General features: G+C 49.8%; 16 protein-coding genes and 1 pseudogene. 6 read left to right on the top strand and 11 right to left on the bottom strand.

What is annotated here, in order from left to right:
• Positions 1–126, top strand: a pseudogene (locus VJY99_RS01585) (glycosidase); the annotation flags it as partial.
• 105 nt (positions 127–231) lie between these two features.
• Here the strand turns inward: VJY99_RS01585 and VJY99_RS01580 are convergent.
• From VJY99_RS01580 to proP, 8 genes are all read right to left on the bottom strand, one after another.
• Positions 232–1,020 (bottom strand): benzoate transporter, encoded by a 789-nt coding sequence (locus VJY99_RS01580; protein WP_414641555.1) that lies wholly within the window; start codon positions 1,018–1,020, stop codon positions 232–234.
• A gap of 155 nt (positions 1,021–1,175) precedes the next feature.
• On the bottom strand, positions 1,176–2,567 hold the full coding sequence (ygjG, locus tag VJY99_RS01575; protein WP_324115688.1) for a putrescine aminotransferase: 1,392 nt from the start codon (positions 2,565–2,567) through the stop codon (positions 1,176–1,178).
• A 255-nt stretch (positions 2,568–2,822) separates the two neighbouring features.
• Positions 2,823–3,545, bottom strand: coding sequence for an ABC transporter ATP-binding protein (locus VJY99_RS01570; RefSeq protein ID WP_324115686.1), 723 nt, complete (start codon positions 3,543–3,545; stop codon positions 2,823–2,825).
• The gene (locus VJY99_RS01565) at positions 3,532–4,368 is read right to left on the bottom strand and encodes an ABC transporter ATP-binding protein (protein ID WP_324115684.1); all 837 of its coding nucleotides are present in this window, start codon (positions 4,366–4,368) and stop codon (positions 3,532–3,534) included. Before VJY99_RS01565 ends, VJY99_RS01570 begins: the two co-directional genes overlap by 14 nt.
• Positions 4,361–5,194, bottom strand: coding sequence for an ABC transporter permease (locus tag VJY99_RS01560; protein WP_324115683.1), 834 nt, complete (start codon positions 5,192–5,194; stop codon positions 4,361–4,363). The genes VJY99_RS01565 and VJY99_RS01560 overlap by 8 nt, the downstream gene beginning before the upstream one ends.
• On the bottom strand, positions 5,194–6,243 hold the full coding sequence (locus tag VJY99_RS01555; RefSeq protein WP_324115681.1) for an ABC transporter permease: 1,050 nt from the start codon (positions 6,241–6,243) through the stop codon (positions 5,194–5,196). The genes VJY99_RS01560 and VJY99_RS01555 overlap by 1 nt, the downstream gene beginning before the upstream one ends.
• Positions 6,244–6,305: 62 nt before the next feature.
• Positions 6,306–7,874 carry an ABC transporter substrate-binding protein gene (locus VJY99_RS01550; RefSeq protein WP_324115679.1) on the bottom strand — a complete coding sequence of 523 codons (1,569 nt, stop codon included), beginning with the start codon at positions 7,872–7,874 and terminating at the stop codon, positions 6,306–6,308.
• A gap of 308 nt (positions 7,875–8,182) precedes the next feature.
• On the bottom strand, positions 8,183–9,688 hold the full coding sequence (proP, locus tag VJY99_RS01545; RefSeq protein WP_324115677.1) for a glycine betaine/L-proline transporter ProP: 1,506 nt from the start codon (positions 9,686–9,688) through the stop codon (positions 8,183–8,185).
• A gap of 294 nt (positions 9,689–9,982) precedes the next feature.
• On the opposite strand from proP, the gene VJY99_RS01540 reads away from it, so the two are divergent.
• Together VJY99_RS01540 and VJY99_RS01535 are read left to right on the top strand one after the other, a co-directional pair.
• Positions 9,983–11,503 (top strand): methyl-accepting chemotaxis protein, encoded by a 1,521-nt coding sequence (locus tag VJY99_RS01540; protein WP_324115675.1) that lies wholly within the window; start codon positions 9,983–9,985, stop codon positions 11,501–11,503.
• Positions 11,504–11,642: 139 nt separating this feature from the next.
• A complete protein-coding gene (locus VJY99_RS01535; protein WP_324115673.1) occupies positions 11,643–12,674 on the top strand; it encodes an NADP-dependent oxidoreductase in 1,032 nt (343 codons plus the stop codon).
• 88 nt (positions 12,675–12,762) lie between these two features.
• On the opposite strand, the gene VJY99_RS01530 is transcribed toward VJY99_RS01535, so the two are convergent.
• Entirely contained in the window at positions 12,763–13,779 is a 1,017-nt protein-coding gene (locus VJY99_RS01530; protein ID WP_324115671.1) for a LacI family DNA-binding transcriptional regulator, read from the bottom strand.
• A gap of 419 nt (positions 13,780–14,198) precedes the next feature.
• Between VJY99_RS01530 and ascF the strand changes: the two genes are divergently transcribed.
• The 3 genes from ascF (at position 14,199) to VJY99_RS01515 (ending at position 18,247) form a co-directional block, all read left to right on the top strand.
• Positions 14,199–15,659, top strand: a complete 1,461-nt coding sequence (ascF, locus tag VJY99_RS01525) for a PTS cellobiose/arbutin/salicin transporter subunit IIBC (protein WP_324115669.1) — start codon at positions 14,199–14,201, stop codon at positions 15,657–15,659.
• A gap of 17 nt (positions 15,660–15,676) precedes the next feature.
• On the top strand, positions 15,677–17,107 hold the full coding sequence (locus VJY99_RS01520) for a 6-phospho-beta-glucosidase (protein WP_324115667.1): 1,431 nt from the start codon (positions 15,677–15,679) through the stop codon (positions 17,105–17,107).
• 168 nt (positions 17,108–17,275) lie between these two features.
• The gene (locus VJY99_RS01515) at positions 17,276–18,247 is read left to right on the top strand and encodes a class I SAM-dependent methyltransferase (protein WP_324115665.1); all 972 of its coding nucleotides are present in this window, start codon (positions 17,276–17,278) and stop codon (positions 18,245–18,247) included.
• Positions 18,248–18,291: 44 nt separating this feature from the next.
• On the opposite strand, the gene VJY99_RS01510 is transcribed toward VJY99_RS01515, so the two are convergent.
• Entirely contained in the window at positions 18,292–18,789 is a 498-nt protein-coding gene (locus tag VJY99_RS01510) for a DUF2501 domain-containing protein (protein WP_324115663.1), read from the bottom strand.
• Positions 18,790–18,905: 116 nt separating this feature from the next.
• A complete protein-coding gene (locus tag VJY99_RS01505; protein WP_324115661.1) occupies positions 18,906–19,547 on the bottom strand; it encodes a TetR family transcriptional regulator in 642 nt (213 codons plus the stop codon).
• Positions 19,548–19,552: the final 5 nt, after the last annotated feature.

Below are 19,552 nucleotides of genomic sequence, written 5' to 3'. Positions count from 1 at the left end.
ACTTGTGGGGCATTAATTCGTGATGAAACACTGCATATCTGGTACGGCGCGGCAGATGAGTGCATTGCGCTGGCGACAATGTCGCTGGCAGATTTGTGGAAGCACCTGAAATTGAACAAACAATAAAACGCTGTCGTGGGGCCATATCTTATATACACCAGCCTGGTGAATGGGGATCTTTCCCTATCTCACCAGGATGTGGCCAAGAGACACTGGAAGCAGGAGAGGAATTTAGCGAATAAACTCAGCGAAACGTTGTGCATTTTGCTTCAGATATTCCGGGAAATCGCCGCTCTGGAGATCGATAACCTGCAGGTTCCTTTCTCGCGCCCAGATATCCAGCCCATTCTCAATCGCATTCTTGATATGCTCTTGATTATTAAGCTCTGGTGTATCGTATTCCGTATGTGAAATGGTCGACATTTTTTCTGAGATACGTTCAGCCGTCATTATCCAGGAGAAGTGCCAACCACCATTTTGAATGGTATTGGTCCTGAATTTAAGGTAGTTCCATTTAAACCACTGCTTATGTAAAACAGAACGTTTTAAATTACGTAACGTTTCTGGTTCACCCATAAAGAAGGTTTTCAAATTTTTATAACTCGTGATGCGTGGTGCCGGGCAAATACGAGCTTTACCATCTTTATTAAAGACTTGTAGATTAAATTGATAGTTGTAAAAAGTTTGATACAGAACTGAGCACAAATAATAGGGTTTGTGTTTTGCAATGGCCTCAGGATGTATTATTTCGTCAACATCAGAAACAATAATAACATCGTCGTTTTTAGCTCCCTCAAGCCCTCTCATTATCGCATTACGCGTGCGCGACTCGTTGGTCCAGCTGTCTTCTTCCGGTTTTTCGTCAAAGATGACGTAGATAATTTTGTCCTTAAATTTTGCAAACTTATTGATATCGAAATGCAACTCTACCGGCTGGCCAGTAAAGGAATGTGTCGATTCAACAATGACAAATTTATCAACGTAGTCATTGAGTACATTGAGTCGTAAATCAAGCAACATATCTTCATCGTAATAGAGGAAGCAGTCGAAAATCATGGGCACACGACCAGAGTCTGGTGATAATTAAGGGTCGTAAGTATAGAACGTTCAATGGGGGATAAAAATAAGCCTGCTTATTATATCCCCCGGCATTAGCTTTCCGGGGGATAATTCGATCACAGAACTAACTCGGTTTTGTTACTGCTGGCATAAAGCGATTCCAACGCCTTCCTCGCACAGCCCAACACATGTTCACACTGCTCAATGGTGATGGTTAGCGGTGGCTCGATACGAATGGTTTTCGCATTGTTGAGCGTCCCGGCGACCAGAACCTGCTGGCGGAACATTTCGCTTGCAAAGTTATAGCCAATTTCGTTGTCGCTAAACTCAAGGGCAATCAATAAACCTTGTCCACGTGCATCAACGACCAAGTCCGGGAACTCACGTTTCAGAGCCTGGAAGCCTTCTACCAACAGTTGCCCTTTCTGTTGCGCTTGAGCCGGAAGATTTTGCTCAAGCAGAACATGGATTGTGGCAAGTGCCGCCGCACAGGCTAACGGGTTGCCACCAAAAGTTGTGGTGTGCAGGAAAGGATTATCAAACAGCACAGAGAAAACTTCTTCTGTCGCAACGGTCGCGCCAATCGGCATTACACCGCCACCCAATGCTTTGGCGAGGCATAAAATATCAGGCTGCACGTTCTCGTGTTCGCAGGCGAACATTTTTCCCGTACGTCCCATTCCGGTTTGCACCTCATCGAGAATAAGCAGGGCGCCAAATTCATCGCAAAGCTTACGAACCGCGGGTAAATAACCCAATGGTGGAATAATAACGCCACCTTCTCCCTGAATAGGTTCAAGGAGTACGGCTGCGACATCATCACCGCTTTTACGGCATTCGCTGAGTTCTGTGCGTAACGCGTCGATATTGCCAAACGGTACATGTCTAAAGCCCGGAAGTAACGGCATAAACGGTTTACGGAAAGCCGCTTTTGCTGTTGCTGACAATGCCCCAAGAGATTTGCCATGGAACGCGCCACTGGCGGCGATAAAGGTAAATTTACCGCGTGGGGATTGATAGGCTTTGGCGAGTTTTATCGCCGCTTCAACCGATTCTGTCCCGCTGTTGCTAAAGAAGCTGTACTTGAGTTTACCCGGAGTGAGTGTCGCAAGAGTTTTGGCTAGCATCGCTCGTAGGGGGTCGAGCAGCTCCTGACTGTGCAGGGGTTGTTTTTCGAGCTGATGCTGTACGGCGGATACCACTGTTGGATTACGGTGCCCCACGTTAAAAATGCCGAACCCACCCAGACAATCTAAATATTCCTTACCCTGGGTGTCGACAAGCGTATTCAGACTGCTCGCTTGCCACTCTACGGCCCCGTAATCCCCGCCGGCGGTTACTGATTTGCGATACTCAAGAAAACCCGGATTCACATGCTGTTGGAAGTTATCAATAACCTCTCGATTTAACGCCTTCATCTCCTCATGAGTCAGTGTCTTCTTTTCGATGATATTGAGAGCGTGCGCTGTGCAGGCAAGAGCCGAAGCGCTAGTCGGTAACCTGTTCAAAATGTGCTCCTGGGTATGACGTATCACGCGATACACGAAATAAGTATTGCAGGGAATACGCCACTTCGCTTCTCCTAAGCAAAATCAGGATAAACGATCTGGGGGAATTCGAATTGCACAATTTTTAAACACCAGGAGTCACATTCTGACGGGAAATATGCTGCTTTCACGCAACTTTTCTGTCAGATATCTGGTTTTTTTGCACCATAACCATGCGTCGTGCTGCTTATTGGTGCGGATAACCCATGTTACCTCTTATGCGGCGTCCATCCGGTGATCTCCACGCACCAGAGCGGCGCGATCGTACTCATGTCCAATGGCTCCATTTGTCATATAGGCCGCACGATCTGACATATGGGCAATCACATCGGCATCATGGCTGACGAGCAGGTAAGTCATACCAAACTGTTGCTTAAGGCGGTTCAGCAGATTGAGAATTTCTGCCTGCACGGACATATCCAGCGCTGAAGTTGGCTCATCAAGCAGCAGAATTTTAGGGCGAAGCAGTAGTGCACGCGCAATGGCTACACGTTGTCGCTGCCCACCAGAAAGCTGGTGCGGATAACGCTTCATGGCATCTGTTGGCAGCCCGACCTGAAGCAGCGCTTCTTCTACGCGGGCGGCAATTTGCACTTCGCCATGAAGAGCCAACGGCTCGGCCAAAGTACGATAAATCGTATGGTTCGGGTGCAAGGATGCGTACGGGTCCTGAAACACCATTTGCACGTTGCGGCGCAAATCACCCTGAAAACGCACGCCGGGTTTGATTGCCCCATCCAGTAGTTTTACGCTACCTTGCCACTCACGCTGCAACCCCGCCAGCACGCGTAAAATGGTGGATTTCCCACAGCCTGAAGCGCCAATTAAACTGAATGTTTCCCCTGAGTTAACGGCGAAACTGGCGTTGCGCACAGCGGTTTTAACCTGACCTTTTGCGCTAAATTGTACGCACAGGTTGCTGACTTCAACGATTGCCATCGCTTTCTCCTTGCAGATTCTGGCTACGGTCTAAAGTCGGTAACATCATGCCGTAAGTCGCAGCGTTAGGACGGCATGTCCAGAGTGTGCGTGTATAAGCGTGCGTTGCGGTGGCAAGTTGGTTGGCTGGCATTTCATCGACTTTTTGCCCTTGATACATCACCAGCACGCGCTGGCAGTACTCTGCAACAAGAGGGAGATCGTGGCTAATCAATAGCATTGCCATCTGGCGTTGTTCGCATTGTTCTACCAGCAGTTCCAGAATCTGGTTACGTAAGCGGGCATCAAGCGCGGAAGTGGGTTCGTCGGCAATCAACACTTTTGGATTGTTGACCAGCGCAATCGCTATCATCACTCGTTGCCCCATGCCGCCAGAAAGTTCTGCCGGGTAACGAGCCAGCACGTTTTCCTGCAACCCTACTGCATTGATAACTTCGCCAATCCGCTCCCGGCGCTGTGCTGTCGGCATTTTCTGATGCAGACGTAACGCCTCGTCGATTTGCTGCGCAACGCTTTGTACTGGGTTAAGCGCGTAGCGTGGATCTTGTAACACCATCGCGATTTTATTGCCGCGCAGGCCTTGCCAATCGCGGTTGCGCAGAGTCAGCAGGTCGTTATCCAGAACATTGAGTTGAGTCGCATTCACTTTACCGGGTTTACGCACCAGCCCCATCAGCGCCCGGGCAGTCATGGATTTACCTGAGCCTGATTCACCGACCAGCGCCAGCCTCTCGTTACCCAGCGTAAACGAGAGATTGTCCACGACGCGCGCACCAGGGTAATCAATGTTTAACCCACGCACTTCAATTCGATTCTCAGTCATGGCCTGGCTCCAGCACATCGCGTAATCCATCACCCAGTAGGTTAAATGCCAGGCTACTGATAAGAATAGCGGTGCCTGGGATCGCAGCAATCCACCATTGATCGAAAATAACCTGCATCCCGTCAGCGATCATTGAACCCCATTCAGACATCGGTGGCCTTGCGCCAAGTCCGAGGAAGCCAAGCCCGGCTGCGGCCAAAATAATCCCTGCCAGATCAAGCGCCAGGCGAACAATCGCTGAGGGTAAGCACAGCGGCAGGATATGGCCGACTAACAGGCGCGGGCCGCGGATACCCATCATTTCGGCGGCGGCGAGATAGTCACTGTGGCGCAGACGCTGAATCTCGCTGCGGGACTGTCGTGCATACGCAGGCCAGGTTGTGAGTGCCAGCGCCAGTGCGCCGTTGACAAGCCCTGGCCCAAGCATCGCAACAAAGGCAAATGCCAGAATCAGGCGTGGCATCGACATCACGACATCCGTAAAACGCATTAACACCCGTTCCAGCCAACCTCCGTAATAACCGGAAAGAATGCCGATGAGCAGCCCGAAGGGAAGTGTGATGACCGTAACCAGTAACACCAGGGCAAGGGCCGGGCGTGAGCCATAAATCAGACGTGAGAGGACATCGCGGCCATAGCTATCAGTACCCAACCAGTGTTGGGCATTTGGCGCTTGCAGACGCGCTGCAGCGTCTTGCCAGTTGGGATCGAACGGCGCGATAAGCGGCGCGAAAACAGCAACCAGCACCAGAAATGTGATGATTGCCAGCCCACATAGTGCCGCAGGTGAACGCAACGTGCGGCGTAAAAAGAGGTAAGACGGCATTAGTGCACCCTCGGATCGGTGACACGCACCAGCACGTCAGTCAGATTATTGATAATGACAAACGACACGCCAATCAGCAGTGTGCCACCCATGATTGCGGTGGTATCCCCGGCGAAGAGCGCGGTGGTGAGGTAACGCCCGATGCCTGGCCAGGAAAATACCGTTTCTGTTAGCACCGCACCTTCCAGCATTCCGGTGTAGGCCAACGCAATGACCGTGAACAACGTGCCGCGAATGTTGGGCAGCACGTGGCGCACCAGAATCTTCATGTCTCCGGCACCTTTGGCGCGCGCAAGCGTAATGTATTCTTTGTTCATTTCGCTTAGGCAAGCGGTGCGAGTGAGTCGGGTAATACTGGCTAGCGAGTAATAAGCCAGCAGCAGCACAGGTAGCACTAGATGGTTGATGGCATTCATGAACGCGGCGCGGTCACCGGAAAGCCAGGTGTCGAGAAGCACAAAACCTGTTTTAGGTTCCACACTGTACTGGTAAATATCATCCAGACGACCCGGCCCAGCACTCCATTGCAGGCGGGCGTAAAACAACGCCAGCATCAGCAGACCAAGCCAAAAGATAGGGACAGAATTACCCAGCAGCGTGAAGGTGCGTACCGCAAGATCCCAGGGTGAACCTGCAAATCGAGCGCAAAGTACGCCAAAAATCACACCCAGAACACTACCCATAATCAGCGCGAGGGTCGCGAGCTCTAGTGTCGCCGGGAAAGCTGCGAGCAAATCCTGGAGCACGGGTTGGCCAGTGGCGCTGGCGGTGCCTAAATCACCGTGAGCAAGATGAGTCAGGTAATGCCAGAACTGAACGGGCAGGGGATTATCCAGACCAAGCTGGTGGCGCACTTGATCGTAAGTCGCCTGGCTTGCGTGATCACCCACGATTTGTAGCACGCGATCGACAGGTGAAAGTGCTGACAAGGCAAAGGTGATAATCAGCAAACCGATAAGCGTAAGTGCCAGGGTAAACAGCCCCTGCACAAGCGTCAATACTGTGCGGCGAAAGCGACTCGATGCTGAGAGGGTGGAAATGTCTGACATGTGGAACTCTATCCCTGTGGCTGGTTTTCCCCTCTCCCTAAGTGCGGAAGAGGGGATTTCAGTTATTTGCTCACGCGATCGTAATACACCATATCTGCATTCAAACCTTGTTGATAGCCTTTCACATTTTCACGCACCACAATCTGTGTTTTTCCTTGATCAACAAAGATATATGGTGAGTTATGTTGTACCTCTTCCTGTATTTTCTTATACAGTTCCAGGCGCTTAGCCGGGTCAGCTTCTGCCACTGCGGCCAGAGTTTGTTTGTTTAGCTCAGGAATTTGCCAGCCGTTCAAACCTGCAACCGTGCTTGCTTTGCCATCGTTGTAGGCAAAAGCGCTGGCGTTGGAATGAGCATCAAAGTAATCCGGGATCCACAAACGGATTGCGGCCTGATGTTGTTTGGCACGAACGCGGGCATACACCTGGCTGCCCGCGGCTGGCAGAAGATCGATCTTCACGCCACCCTGAGCGAAGCTCGCCTGCATCGACTGCGCGATAGTGATGAAAGGCGGTTTGTTTTCCACATCCAGTGTGAAATGCGCATCTTTGATACCCGCTTTAGCGAGGATTTCCTTCGCTTTGGCCGGGTCAAATTTGAACGGGTTGTTGTCCAGCGCGCCTGCGAAACCCACTGGAAGGAAGCTTTGGTGAATAAAATACTGGCCTTTCAGTAGGTCTTTAGTGATGCCTTCGTAATCCACCAGATAGCGTGCCGCTTCCCAGAGGGCTGGGTTATTGAGCAGTGGGTTGGCATTGTTACCCGCATTGAACACCATATAGTTCTGCTCAGCAGAAGGAATGCTCAGCACTTTCACGCCAGGTTTACCTTCCAGCGCGCTGGTCTGATCCGCACCCAGATCCCGGGCGATATCCGCATCACCTTGCTGAATAAGCAAGCGGCGAGCAGCCGGGTCTGGCACGTTTTTAATGATGATATTCTTAACTTTTGGTGCATCACCAGGAGACGTAGAGTTTGCGTCCAGCACAATCGCCTGATGCGGCTGGTAAACCCGCATCTTGAATGGGCCGCTGCCAGCAGAGTGCATTTTCAGCCATTCGTTACCGAAATCACCCGTTTTCGCGTTAGGCGCAACAGCTTTCTCATCCACAATTGATGCAATGGGCGTAGAGAGAATATTCAGCGCTACAGCCGGGCTGACATCTGCGGTCCAGTGCAATTCCAGCGTGTGTTCGTCGACTTTCTTCAGCTGGCTTGCGATGTTTTCTGGCTGCCAGCCCAGCACGTTAAGAATAAATGCTGGAGACTTATTGAGCGTCACGGCTCGGGTGTAAGAGAAGATAACGTCTTCCGGGCGTAGCGGATTGCCGGAGGAGAATTTGGCATCCGGACGCAGTTTAATCGTCAATTTTTTGTTTGCCGCATCGCCCTGCCAGCTTTCTGCCAGCACCGGGACAACTTTCGCGGGATCATCACGGTCGGCCTGAACCAGGCGTTGATAAAGACTTGGTACGGTTTGAATACTGGAAAGCTCGTTCGCTTCGGCAGGATCAAGGCTGACAATATCATCCAGGCCTTGGGCAACGATTAACGTGTCCGGTGGTGTAGCGGCAAAGCTGCTTGCAGAGATTGCAGTCAACAGAAGTAGTGGCAGTATTTTTCTTTGCATGGGGCACCCTTATACCCTTCATCATTCAAGTTGTTGATGCGTTGGCTGCACACCTTCACCCCAGTCACATATTATCTATGCTGCTGGGATTCACGTGCTTGCCGCCTTGCTACCACTCGAATTATTTTGGGTATATATGAATTGTTATTCTTTGAGCAGGCTACGTTAGGTGAGTTATGAATATTCACAAAGTCCAAAAAATACTTTGCTTATAAATTTTAAACATAACCCATTCCTTCTAAGAATGAGGGTTAAGCCGGAAATGAAAACGCCGGGCATCAACCCGGCGCTTTGGATACTGCTAAAAATTACTCGTTGATACGGGGATGCTGTTGTACCAGGTTGGTACGCTTGGCCTGTAATTCTTCAATTTCACGATCAATATCTTCGATTTTCTGCTCGATGTTATCGTGATGTTCCTGAACAATTTCACGCGCTTCAGCAATATCAGACGCCGCAGGTGTTGCCCCTTTCAGCGGTTTATTGGCGGTCTCTTTCATCGTCAGGCCGGTCAACAGGCCAATGACCGCAACCACCATCAGATAATAGGCTGGCATCATTAGGTTGTCGGTTGTTTCGACTAACCAGGCTGCAACTGTTGGCGTAACACCTGCGACGAGCACCGAAATATTAAAGGCACTTGCCAATGCGCTGTATCGAATATGTGTTGGGAACATGGCGGGCAGCGTTGACGCCATAACTCCCGTAAAGGAGTTCAGAATGACCGCCAGAATCAGCAGCCCGGCGAATATCAGCCCCAGCACATTGCTGTTAATCAGGATAAAGGCAGGGATGGCAAGAACCAGTAACGCAATACTCCCGAAGACAATAAATGGACGACGGCCATAACGGTCGCTCAATAAGCCAATCACCGGCTGTACAAACAGCATCCCAATCATGATGGCGATAATGATCAGTACGCCATGTTCTTCGGAATAATGCAGGTTATGGGACAGGTAGCTGGGCATGTACGTCAGCAACATGTAGTACGTCACGTTGGTGCAAATCACGATACCGACACAGGTCAGCAGGCTGCGCCAGTGTTTGGTGGCAATCTCTTTAAAGGAGATTTTTGGCCCCTCAGCCAGGCCTTCTTTATCACCTTGCTCAAGCTTCTCAACGTGCTGCTGGAATGCCGGTGTCTCTTCAAGCGCATTACGCAGATACAGACCGATAATCCCTAATGGCAGAGCGAGGAAGAACGGCAGACGCCAACCCCATTCGAGGAAGTTTTCTTCACCAATAATGGCAGTAATCAGGACCACGACACCCGCACCACAGACAAACCCTGCGATGGAGCCGAAGTCCAGCCAACTCCCCATAAAGCCACGCTTACGGTCTGGGGAATATTCAGCCACGAAGATGGAAGCACCGGTGTATTCACCACCCACTGAAAACCCTTGCGCCATTTTTGCAAGTAACAACAGGATTGGCGCCCAAATACCGATACTTGCGTACGATGGAATCAGGCCAATACAGAAAGTACTCAATGACATAATGATGATAGTGATGGAGAGGATTTTCTGGCGACCATACTTATCACCCAGCATGCCGAAGAACAGGCCACCTAATGGGCGAATCAAGAAGGGAACAGAGAAAGTACCCAAGGCGGCAATCATCTGCACACTTGGGCTGGCATCCGGGAAGAAAATCTTACCGAGGGCGTAGGCTACAAAGCCGTATACGCCGAAATCAAACCACTCCATCGCATTGCCAAGCGATGCTGCAGTAATTGCCTTTTTAAGGCGGCTATCATCGATGATGGTGACGTCACTGACCTTGATAGGTCTGACTGTTTTTTTCCTTTTTAACATGATTATCCTCTTTTTTCTTTTGGGAGCGAAACTGACGCCCCTACTCAGTCTAATGTGCGAGCTAAAAATTGAAGGTTAAAACTCCAGCACTCAGCGTCACGATGATAATTTCATTAATAACTTCATGAAATTATTAACAAAAACGATTCACCTCTTAAATCATTATAAAAAATGTGGTTTGGTTAAGAAAGTGTGATCGCCGTCAAGTTTACCCGCTAAAGTAAATCTTTGCAGTGCCGAAATAACAACACATCAAAAAAATTAACAAAAAAATAACCTCGTAAGGGAGTTGCTATGACTGCACGTATGGCTGCTACACAGCATGAATACCTACTTGATGACGACATCACATTGATGTCCACAACCGATTTGAAAAGCACAATCACTCATGCGAACGATGCGTTTGTTAAGGTGAGCGGTTACCCGCTTCAAGAACTCATCGGTTGCCCGCACAATCTGGTACGCCATCCCGATATGCCAAAGGCGGCTTTCGCAGACATGTGGTACACCTTGAAACAGGGCGAACCGTGGACGGGTATCGTCAAAAATCAGCGTAAAAATGGCGATCATTACTGGGTACGCGCCAATGTCGTGCCGGTGGTGCGCAACGGTAAAACCACCGGATATATGTCGATTCGCACCAAAGCGCAGCCGGATGAAATTGCTGCCGTAGAGCCGCTCTATAAAGCGCTCAAAGAGGGGCGTTGCAAATATCGCCTGTTTAAAGGCCTGGTCTTGGGCAAGAGTGGGTTGGGGAAATTACCCACGTTGTCGTTACGAGGCCGCATTCGCTTGAATATCAGCAGCGTTTTCTTGCTGATGTTGGCGGCGTTCATCGCGTTGGGCCAAGGTGGGCTTTCTGTGTTGATTGGTGCGCTAGCGTGCCTGGTGGTCTGCGCGTTGCTGGAGTGGCAAATTGCTCGCCCACTGGAAAATGTTGCGCGCCAGGCGCTGGAAGTGGCGACCGGAAATCAGCAACGTGTGCAGCATCTTGCCCGAACGGATGAAATTGGCATGACGTTGCGTGCCATCGGCCAGCTTGGGCTGATGTGCCGTTGGCTCATTCATGATGTCAGCCACCAGGTTGAAAACGTGCGTAGTGGTAGTGAGACGCTGGCGCAGGGCAACGTCGAACTCAATGAACGCACCCGCCAGTCGGTTGTCAATGTGCAGCAAACCGTCTCCACCATGAGCCAGATGGCGGTATCGGTGCAGAACAATTCAGAAACCGCAGCGGCAGCAGATAAGCTTTCCAGCTCTGCAAGCCTTGCCGCAACCCATGGCGGCAAAGCGATGGAAACCGTGGTGACGACCATGGACGACATCGCCGATAGCACGCAACGGATTGGCTCCATCACCAGCCTTATCAATGACATTGCCTTCCAGACCAATATTCTGGCGCTTAATGCCGCAGTAGAAGCCGCACGCGCCGGAGAGCAGGGAAAAGGATTTGCAGTGGTGGCCGGTGAAGTGCGCAATCTGGCCCAGCGCAGTGCGACTGCGGCAAATGATATCCGCAAACTTATCGATGCCAGCGCCAGCAAAGTGCAGTCTGGCACCATTCAGGTTCACGAAGCGGGGCGCACCATGAATGATATTGTTGATCAGGTGCGAAACGTTACGCAGTTACTGGGGCAAATTAGCCACGCCACCTCTGAACAGGCTGAAGGATTGGCTGATTTAACACGTTCTGTTGCCGAACTTGACGCTATCACGCAAAAAAATGCGGCGTTAGTGGAAGAGAATGCGGAAGTGTCTGCGATGGTGAAGCACCGCGCCACGCGACTGGAAGATGCCGTCACAGTACTTCATTGAATGGAAGTTTTTTGATTTTCCGGATGTCGCAGCGCGAATCAGACCTACACGCGACATCCATCAGTTGCAGTAAATCCTATATTAGCTAGTCTGGGACAGAGTGACCGTATATTCACGATCCTAATCTATGGAGAGCGTTATGACGCAGTCGTCCCAAACTAACCGTCGCTTTGTGCTGGCGCAGCGCCCGCAAGGTATGCCAACGGATAAAGATATCCAGCTCGAAGAAGTTCCTGTTCCACAACCTGCAACGGGCCAGCTACTGCTGCGCACCCTTTATTTATCCCTCGACCCGTACATGCGCGGGCGCATGGATGATGCTGAATCCTACTCGGCGCCACTGGCCATTGGTGACGTTATGGGTGCCGGTACGGTTTGTCGTGTCGAGAAATCTGAACACGCAGATTATCAGGTTGGTGACCTGGTTCTGGCGTATACCGGCTGGCAGGATTACGCACTGTCCAACGGCGAAGGTTTGCAGAAACTCGATGCGGATATGCAACACCCGTCATATGCACTCGGTTTACTCGGGATGCCAGGTTTTACCGGTTATATGGGTTTGACCGATATTGGTGAACCCAAAGCGGGTGAAACCGTGGTTGTTGCCGCAGCCAGTGGGGCGGTGGGCTCGGTGGTTGGGCAGGTGGCAAAATTACTCGGTGCACACGTTGTGGGCATTGCGGGCGGCGAGGAGAAATGCCGTTACGTGACCGAGACTTTAAAATTTGATGCCTGCATCGACCACAAAGCGCCAGATTTTGCTGAACAGTTGAAAAAGGCCTGCAGCAAAGGCATTGACGTCTATTTTGAAAACGTCGGTGGCGCGGTATTTGATGCTGTTCTGCCGTTGCTCAATACCAAAGCGCGTATTCCGGTGTGTGGTGTTATCAGCCAGTACAACGGCATGAATAGCGCTTTTGAACAGGATCGTTTACCGCTGCTAATGGGCACAATCCTGAAAAAACGCCTGCGCGTACAAGGCTTTATTATCTCGCAGGATTACGCTGCTCATTATCCGGAATTCTTTAAACAGATGAGTCAGTGGTTGGCGGAAGGTAAAATTCAGTTCCGTGAAGATATTGTCGATGGCCTGGAGCACAGCGTGGAAGCGTTTCGCGGGTTGTTGGTCGGCAAGAACTTTGGCAAGTTGATTGTGAAAGTCGCTGACTAAGGTGAAAACGGTGGATGACGCTAACGCTTATCCACCCTACCACACCCTTTTGTAGGTCGGATAAATGCCGCGTCACCCGACAATATTTTTACTTTATATAGGGTCCATCAATCACCGAATTTCTTACCAGTAAATCCGAGGTGAATATATTCTCTTTGGATAAATATCCACCATCCAACATGGATATTAAGCGGGTGATGACCTCACTAATCATCTCACTCACCGGATCTTTAATACTGGTTAACGCCGGAGAAAGATAAGGTGCCGTGGGAATATTATCGAAGCCGATAATCGATATTTCCTGCGGAACGGCAATCGCCATATCACTCAGTTTTTTCATCGCACCCACGGCCATTTCATCGTTACTGGAAAGAATCGCGCTGATCTTCTGTTTGCCTGCTAGCAATGATTCTACAGCCGACACACCGCTGTCTGGTGTCCATTTACCTTGCACAATCAAGGCTTCGTTTACGCCAATATCATATTGATTTAACGCTTCTTTGTAACCCGCTAAGCGTTCGATAGCGGTAGGTGAGTCCATTGCACCGGTAATAAATGCAATATCATGATGCCCGCGCTCAATAAGATATTTTGTCGCGAGGAAACTGGAGCCTTTATGGTCACAACAAATACAATGGCTGTGGTGTTTTCTTAATTTCCGGTTCACCACCATAATAGGTTGCTTATGCTGGTCAATAATTTCATCCATTTCATCAATGGTCAAAAATCTCGGGTAAATAATAACCGCATCACAGCGTAAATCGAGCAAGAATTGAATGGCTTCGCGTTCTTCCTGGGCACTGTGTTTACCGTCCACCAGAATAAGTTGGCGACCATTATCTTCTAATTTCTTTGCCGCCTGTGAAAGTATTTCACTGAAATAACTGCCGTTATAAAGGGTGTTGGTGACCACTAGACCAATACATTCTGATTTATTCGTCGCCAGATTTCTCGCCAGCAAATTTGGCCGATACCCCGTCTCTTCAATGGCTTTATAGACCTGCTCTTTTGTGGCTTCGCTGACGTATCCCTTGCCGGATAAAACGCGTGAAACGGTCGCTTTTGAGACACCCGCTTTGTGTGCCACTTCTAGCATTGTCGACATGGGAGCTTCCTGGCTTTTCTGAATGCCCCATTTTACACGTTCCGCCGCGACAAAATACTGCCCTATACCCGTCATACTTCAAGCTGCTTCTTTGTTGCCTGCGTGACCTCGCCCGGGTCACTTACTTAAGTAAACTCCCAGGGACTCGTTCCCTTGCCGCCTCGAAGCAACTCGAATTATTTAGGATATGAAAGCGATGTTGATGACCTTCAAAGGCTGATTATGACGATCGTTATCACAAAATTAATAATCAATAAAATTAGTGTTTGATCTGTTAGTTTAACATGGTCAATCTAATGTGGAACCGGTTACCTATTTCTCAGACCCCTACTAGTCGATGCGGCGATACCGGAACGAATATTCATAACTTAATGAATTTAAATACAAAAATAGAGTGTCATACGAAAGAGTGGTAACTCATGGCTAAGAATTACGCGGTAGTATCTCAGTCGATAGTCGACGCAATGGGTGGTGCGGATAACGTGGGTGCGGTGACACACTGCATGACGCGTTTGCGGTTTGTGTTAAACGACGATAGCCGTGTAGATACCGCAAAGCTAAAAGCTATCAACGGTGTGATGGGCGTCGTTCGCAGCGAAAATCAGTGCCAGGTGATTATCGGTAACACGGTGTCCCAGGCGTATGCCGAAGTGCTGAAACTGCTGCCAGAAGGCATGCAACCGACGGTACCTGCTAACGGCAAAAACAAAATTACGCTGAAACGTATCGGGGCAGGGATTCTGGATGCGCTGATTGGCACCATGTCGCCGTTGATACCCGCTATTATCGGCGGGTCGATGGTTAAACTACTGGCCATGATTCTTGATATGACCGGTGTATTTGGTAAAGGGTCATCCACGCTCATCATCCTCAATGTGATTGGTGATGGCGCATTCTTCTTCCTGCCGGTGATGGTTGCCGCGTCGGCGGCGGTAAAATTCAAAACCAATATGTCGCTGGCAATCGCTATCGCCGGTGTGTTGGTACACCCAAACTTTGTTGACCTGATGGCAAAAGCGGCACAAGGCCAACAAGTTGAATTTATGGGGTTATCGGTGACGGCGGTGAAATACACCTATACCGTGATCCCGGCGTTGTGCATGACCTGGTTGCTCTCTTACATCGAAAGATGGGTTGACCGTATTACACCTGCGGTGACCAAAAACTTCCTGAAACCGATGCTGATTGTACTGATCTCAGCACCCATCGCCATCATGCTGATTGGCCCGCTGGGGATCTGGATTGGTAGCGGTATTTCTTCACTGGTTTACACCATTCACAGCTATCTGGGTTGGTTGTCGGTGGCGATCATGGGCGCCCTGTGGCCGCTGTTAGTGATGACGGGTATGCACCGCGTATTCACACCGTCTATTATTCAAACCATTGCTGAAACGGGCAAAGAAGGCATGGTGATGCCATCTGAAATTGGTGCCAACCTCTCTTTAGGGGGATCATCACTGGCTGTGGCATGGAAGACCAAGAACCCTGAGTTGCGCCAGACGGCACTCGCTGCTGCGGCATCGGCGATAGTGGCGGGTATTTCAGAGCCTGCGCTTTACGGTGTGGCCGTACGTTTGAAACGCCCACTGATTGCGGCATTAATCAGTGGTTTTGCCTGCGGCGCTGTCGCAGGAATCGGTGGGCTGGCGAGCCATTCCATGGCATCTCCGGGTCTGTTCACCAGCGTGCAGTTCTTTGATCCAGCCAATCCAATGAGTATTGTGTGGGTGTTTGGCGTGATGATTCTGGCCGTGGTGCTCTCTTTCTTCCTGACATTAATTCTGGGCTTTGAAGACATTCCTGTGGAGCAAAGCGATGAGAAAGAGCCAATCCAGCCAAACGCCGTTGTTGCACCGCAACATGCTGTAAACGTTAACTAACTAAGAAGAGGGATTTTATGTCAGCATCAATTTTTCCTGATGACTTTTTATGGGGCGGCGCCATCGCTGCCAACCAGGCTGAAGGCGCATACCTTGAAGGCGGTAAAGGGCTTTCAACGGTAGATACCATCCCACACGGCGAGCATCGCCTGGCGGTGAAGCTCGGTTTAGAAAAACGCTTTGCACTGCGTGATGATGAATTTTACCCAAGCCACGAGGCTATCGATTTTTACCATCGCTATAAAGATGATATTGCCCTGATGGCAGAGATGGGTTTTACCGTTTTCCGTACCTCGATTGCCTGGAGCCGCATTTTCCCTAAAGGGGATGAGAAAGAGCCAAACGCGGAAGGTATCGCTTTTTACCGTGATCTGTTTGCTGAGTGCAAAAAGCATAATATCGAACCGCTGGTGACACTGTGCCACTTTGATGTCCCGATGCATTTAGTGCAGGAATATGGTTCATGGCGCAGCCGCAAAATGGTGGAGTTTTTCACCCATTACGCTCGTACCTGTTTTGAAGCCTTTGATGGCTTGGTGAAATACTGGCTTACCTTTAACGAAATCAATATCTTACTGCACGCTCCGTTCTCTGGCGCGGGTCTGGTATTCGAAGAAGGCGATAATAAAGAACAAGTAAAATACCAGGCAGCGCACCATGAACTGATCGCCAGTGCTTTAGTGACCAAAATTGCTCACGAAGTTAACCCAAACAATCAGGTCGGATGCATGTTGGCGGGGGGGAATTTCTATCCGTACTCTTGCAAGCCTGAAGATGTCTGGGCAGCACTTGAGAAAGATCGTGAGAACCTGTTATTTATTGATGTGCAGGCGCGTGGTGCTTATCCGTCGTACGCTAAACGTCTGTTCCGCGAGAAAGGTTTTGAGCTAGAAGTGCAGCCAGGCGATGACGAAATCCTCAAGAATACGGTCGATTTTGTCTCGTTCAGTTACTACGCTTCGCGTTGTGCCTCGGGTGATATGAACGAGCTCAACAGCAATGCGGCAAACATCGTGAAATCCCTGAAAAACCCGTATATTCAAGCGAGTGAATGGGGATGGGGTATTGACCCACTTGGCCTGCGCATTACCATGAACATGATGTACGATCGCTACCAGAAGCCACTTTTCCTGGTAGAAAACGGCCTTGGTGCGAAAGATGAAGTCAACGCGCAGGGCGAAATCAACGATGACTATCGTATTAGCTACCTGCGTGAACATATCAAAGCCATGGCTGACGCCATCGAAGATGGTATTCCGGTTATCGGCTACACCTCATGGGGCTGCATTGATGTGGTCTCCGCATCGACAGGTGAAATGAGCAAGCGTTACGGTTTCATCTACGTTGATCGCGACGACCAGGGCAACGGTACGCTGGCACGTACGCGTAAAAAATCGTTCTATTGGTACAAGAAAGTCATCGCCAGTAACGGCGCTGATTTAAGCTAGTTTGTCAGTGTGGTGGCCGAGCAGTGGAGAGGCGGTAATCCTGCCAACAAATTACAACTTTCTGCTGACGGCCAATCACCATGGATTTTCTACACTGAAAGAAAATCTTTGTAGAGGTTCTACATGCCCTGGCAACCTTTTCTCTCAGTGATCCCGGGGGCAGTGCCCGTGGATCTTGCCATTAAGCACGTCACTTACAGTGACATAAGTGATAACTGGCCACTGAAGGATCAGGTGTTAGAGCAGATCAATGACATCAACCAACAGTTGGTGAACGATCCTACGCTTGAAGCTCCAGAAATTTTCTTAGATAACCAGGGGATGCGGCGGATCCGCTACCGCAACAAACTCTCCGAACAAGCTTTTCGTTTTCGCCCCGCACTGGAAGAATGGCGTTGTCAGTTAGTACCGACAGCGCTTGCGCTGTGGGCTGTGCAGCATCCACTGGCGGTGAGGTTGATAAGCGGTGGCGAAATGGATCTCAATAGCCGACCGTGGTTTATTCACGCCAACGATGCGCGGGGCATTCGCTCAAGAGCAAAAGTGATGGCCGCCATTGCCGATCTTCATCTCAATGATAACACCTATGTAAACTGGATTAGCCTCGCCTGCGGGGCGGCGGTGCCGGTTCTCAAAACATTGCACAGCGCAAAATTAAAGTCGCAGAAATTCACCTTATTGCTGATAGACAATGACAGGCAATCGCTGATGTTTTCTCGTGGGTTGGCGACGCAGTATGGGCTGGTGGAAGGGCACCATTTTCAGCTGTTAATGCGCAATTTATTCGACCGTCTGATTGTCAGTGACAAGCTCGTTCAGGAATTGGGTGAGCAGTCTGCTGAATTGGTCGATGGGTTAGGGATTTTCGAATACTTCACGCAGCCTCAGGCGGTACATTTTATTCGCCACGCGCTACGTTTGGTTAAACCCGGTGGCGTGTTGATTATTTCGAATATGCTTAAAACCAGTCCGCAAATTGACTTTGCATTGCGTTGTATTGGCTGGACGATGATTTACCCGCGCACGCTTTTTGAGCTCAGAGAAATTATTCTGGCTGCGGGGATTAATCTGCAGAATGTTACTGTGACGCTACCCAGTGATGGCGTGTACGCGGTGATGGAAATTAATGTGACGGAATAAATGTTTTGAAACCCTGCTCCTGGAATGAGGAGCAGGAGAATTAATTAAGCCAGGTAATTCATGCCTTGTTTCAGGACAAAATCACACGCCTGAGTTTTCACTTTTTCTGCCAGCGGTGAGCTGCCGATCGTCTCCAGATTCAGCTGCTGGCCATTCCCGGTGTTCAACAACCCCATCAAACCCTGGGTGTAATCTTGAGGTTGAGTTTGTTTCGTCTCGCTCTCCAGACCCAGTTTATCCAGAAGCTCATTTTTGACGTTTTCTGGGTTGGTGGCAGAAACCAGTTTGTTCTTCATGCAGTACTGCAAAATACCCGCAGCGTTGGTCATGGTGCTGGCACTCAGTGCACTAGTACCACTGCCGAGCAGGCTGGTCAGCGATGTCGCAGAGTTGCCCGTGGTGTCAGAACTGCTGCTGGTGGTTTTGCTTAATTCAGCTGCCGCACTGGAGAGCTGCTCCTGCCAGCTTGCCGCCATCGACTGGCTGGCAAATATGGTAGCTGCCAGTGCCAGAGCACACATAACCTTATTTTTTGCTTTCATCTGCTTATACTCTTTTCGATAACCTGCATTGCAGGATAATTTTCGTTGAGTATACCGCTCTCCCTGGGGTCTTCGGAGCCTGGAGAGTTCTTAAAGTATCCAGAAAGCATGATTTATTAGGGGCCGATGTAGCGCAGCACCACTTTTACTGCCATTTCACGGTAATGGGAGGTGCTATCAACCGGTTCCGCCCCATCCTCGAAAAGGTTTGAAAAGGTATAACTGTTCGCCACATGGTAGAAACTAAAGCTACTGATAAGACGGTGCACATCTTTGGCGGTGACAAGGGTGTTGAATAACTGTTTTTCCTGCCCCCGTGTTAGTACATCTTCCAGTAATTCCAGTGCGCTGCGGTTTATTTCGCGCAGGTAAGTCGACTCTTTCACGAAACGCCCGCGCTGCATGTTTTCCATGCAGATAATACGAATGAAATCTGGATGCGTGGCGTGGAAATCAAATGTCCATTCGACCAATTCCACCATCGCTTCTACTGGCGGTTGGTCAGACAGATTTAGCTTGCGTTCACAGCTGCGAATTTGGGTGTAAACATATTCCAGCACCTGAATATAAAGCAGCTCTTTGCTTTTGAAGTGATAAACCACCATTCGTTTAGTGGTGCTGGCTTTCTCTGCAATTTGCTCCATGCGTGCGCCGTTAAGGCCAAATTCAGCGAACAAACTAATGGCACTGAAGAAAATCTTTTCTTTCAAACTGGCGTCATCAAAACGCTCAGGAAGATAAATCTCGTGGGTTTCCACGCAAG

Source organism: Buttiauxella sp. (genome assembly GCF_035271705.1).
Lineage (GTDB): Bacteria > Pseudomonadota > Gammaproteobacteria > Enterobacterales > Enterobacteriaceae > Buttiauxella.
Note: the sequence above shows the minus strand (reverse complement) of the source record. Positions and strands in the feature narration are given on the sequence as shown.

Excerpts from the sequence above, each read along its gene's own strand:
- VJY99_RS01580 (WP_414641555.1), bottom strand. The coding sequence starts at position 1,020 with ATGTTGCTTGATTTACGACTCAATGTACTCAATGACTACGTTGATAAA.
- VJY99_RS01555 (WP_324115681.1), bottom strand. The coding sequence starts at position 6,243 with ATGTCAGACATTTCCACCCTCTCAGCATCGAGTCGCTTTCGCCGCACA.
- VJY99_RS01550 (WP_324115679.1), bottom strand. The coding sequence starts at position 7,874 with ATGCAAAGAAAAATACTGCCACTACTTCTGTTGACTGCAATCTCTGCA.
- VJY99_RS01560 (WP_324115683.1), bottom strand. The coding sequence starts at position 5,194 with ATGCCGTCTTACCTCTTTTTACGCCGCACGTTGCGTTCACCTGCGGCA.
- VJY99_RS01530 (WP_324115671.1), bottom strand. The coding sequence starts at position 13,779 with ATGTCGACAATGCTAGAAGTGGCACACAAAGCGGGTGTCTCAAAAGCG.
- proP (WP_324115677.1), bottom strand. The coding sequence starts at position 9,688 with ATGTTAAAAAGGAAAAAAACAGTCAGACCTATCAAGGTCAGTGACGTC.
- VJY99_RS01510 (WP_324115663.1), bottom strand. The coding sequence starts at position 18,789 with ATGAAAGCAAAAAATAAGGTTATGTGTGCTCTGGCACTGGCAGCTACC.
- VJY99_RS01540 (WP_324115675.1), top strand. The coding sequence starts at position 9,983 with ATGACTGCACGTATGGCTGCTACACAGCATGAATACCTACTTGATGAC.
- VJY99_RS01565 (WP_324115684.1), bottom strand. The coding sequence starts at position 4,368 with ATGACTGAGAATCGAATTGAAGTGCGTGGGTTAAACATTGATTACCCT.
- VJY99_RS01520 (WP_324115667.1), top strand. The coding sequence starts at position 15,677 with ATGTCAGCATCAATTTTTCCTGATGACTTTTTATGGGGCGGCGCCATC.
- VJY99_RS01535 (WP_324115673.1), top strand. The coding sequence starts at position 11,643 with ATGACGCAGTCGTCCCAAACTAACCGTCGCTTTGTGCTGGCGCAGCGC.
- ascF (WP_324115669.1), top strand. The coding sequence starts at position 14,199 with ATGGCTAAGAATTACGCGGTAGTATCTCAGTCGATAGTCGACGCAATG.
- VJY99_RS01570 (WP_324115686.1), bottom strand. The coding sequence starts at position 3,545 with ATGGCAATCGTTGAAGTCAGCAACCTGTGCGTACAATTTAGCGCAAAA.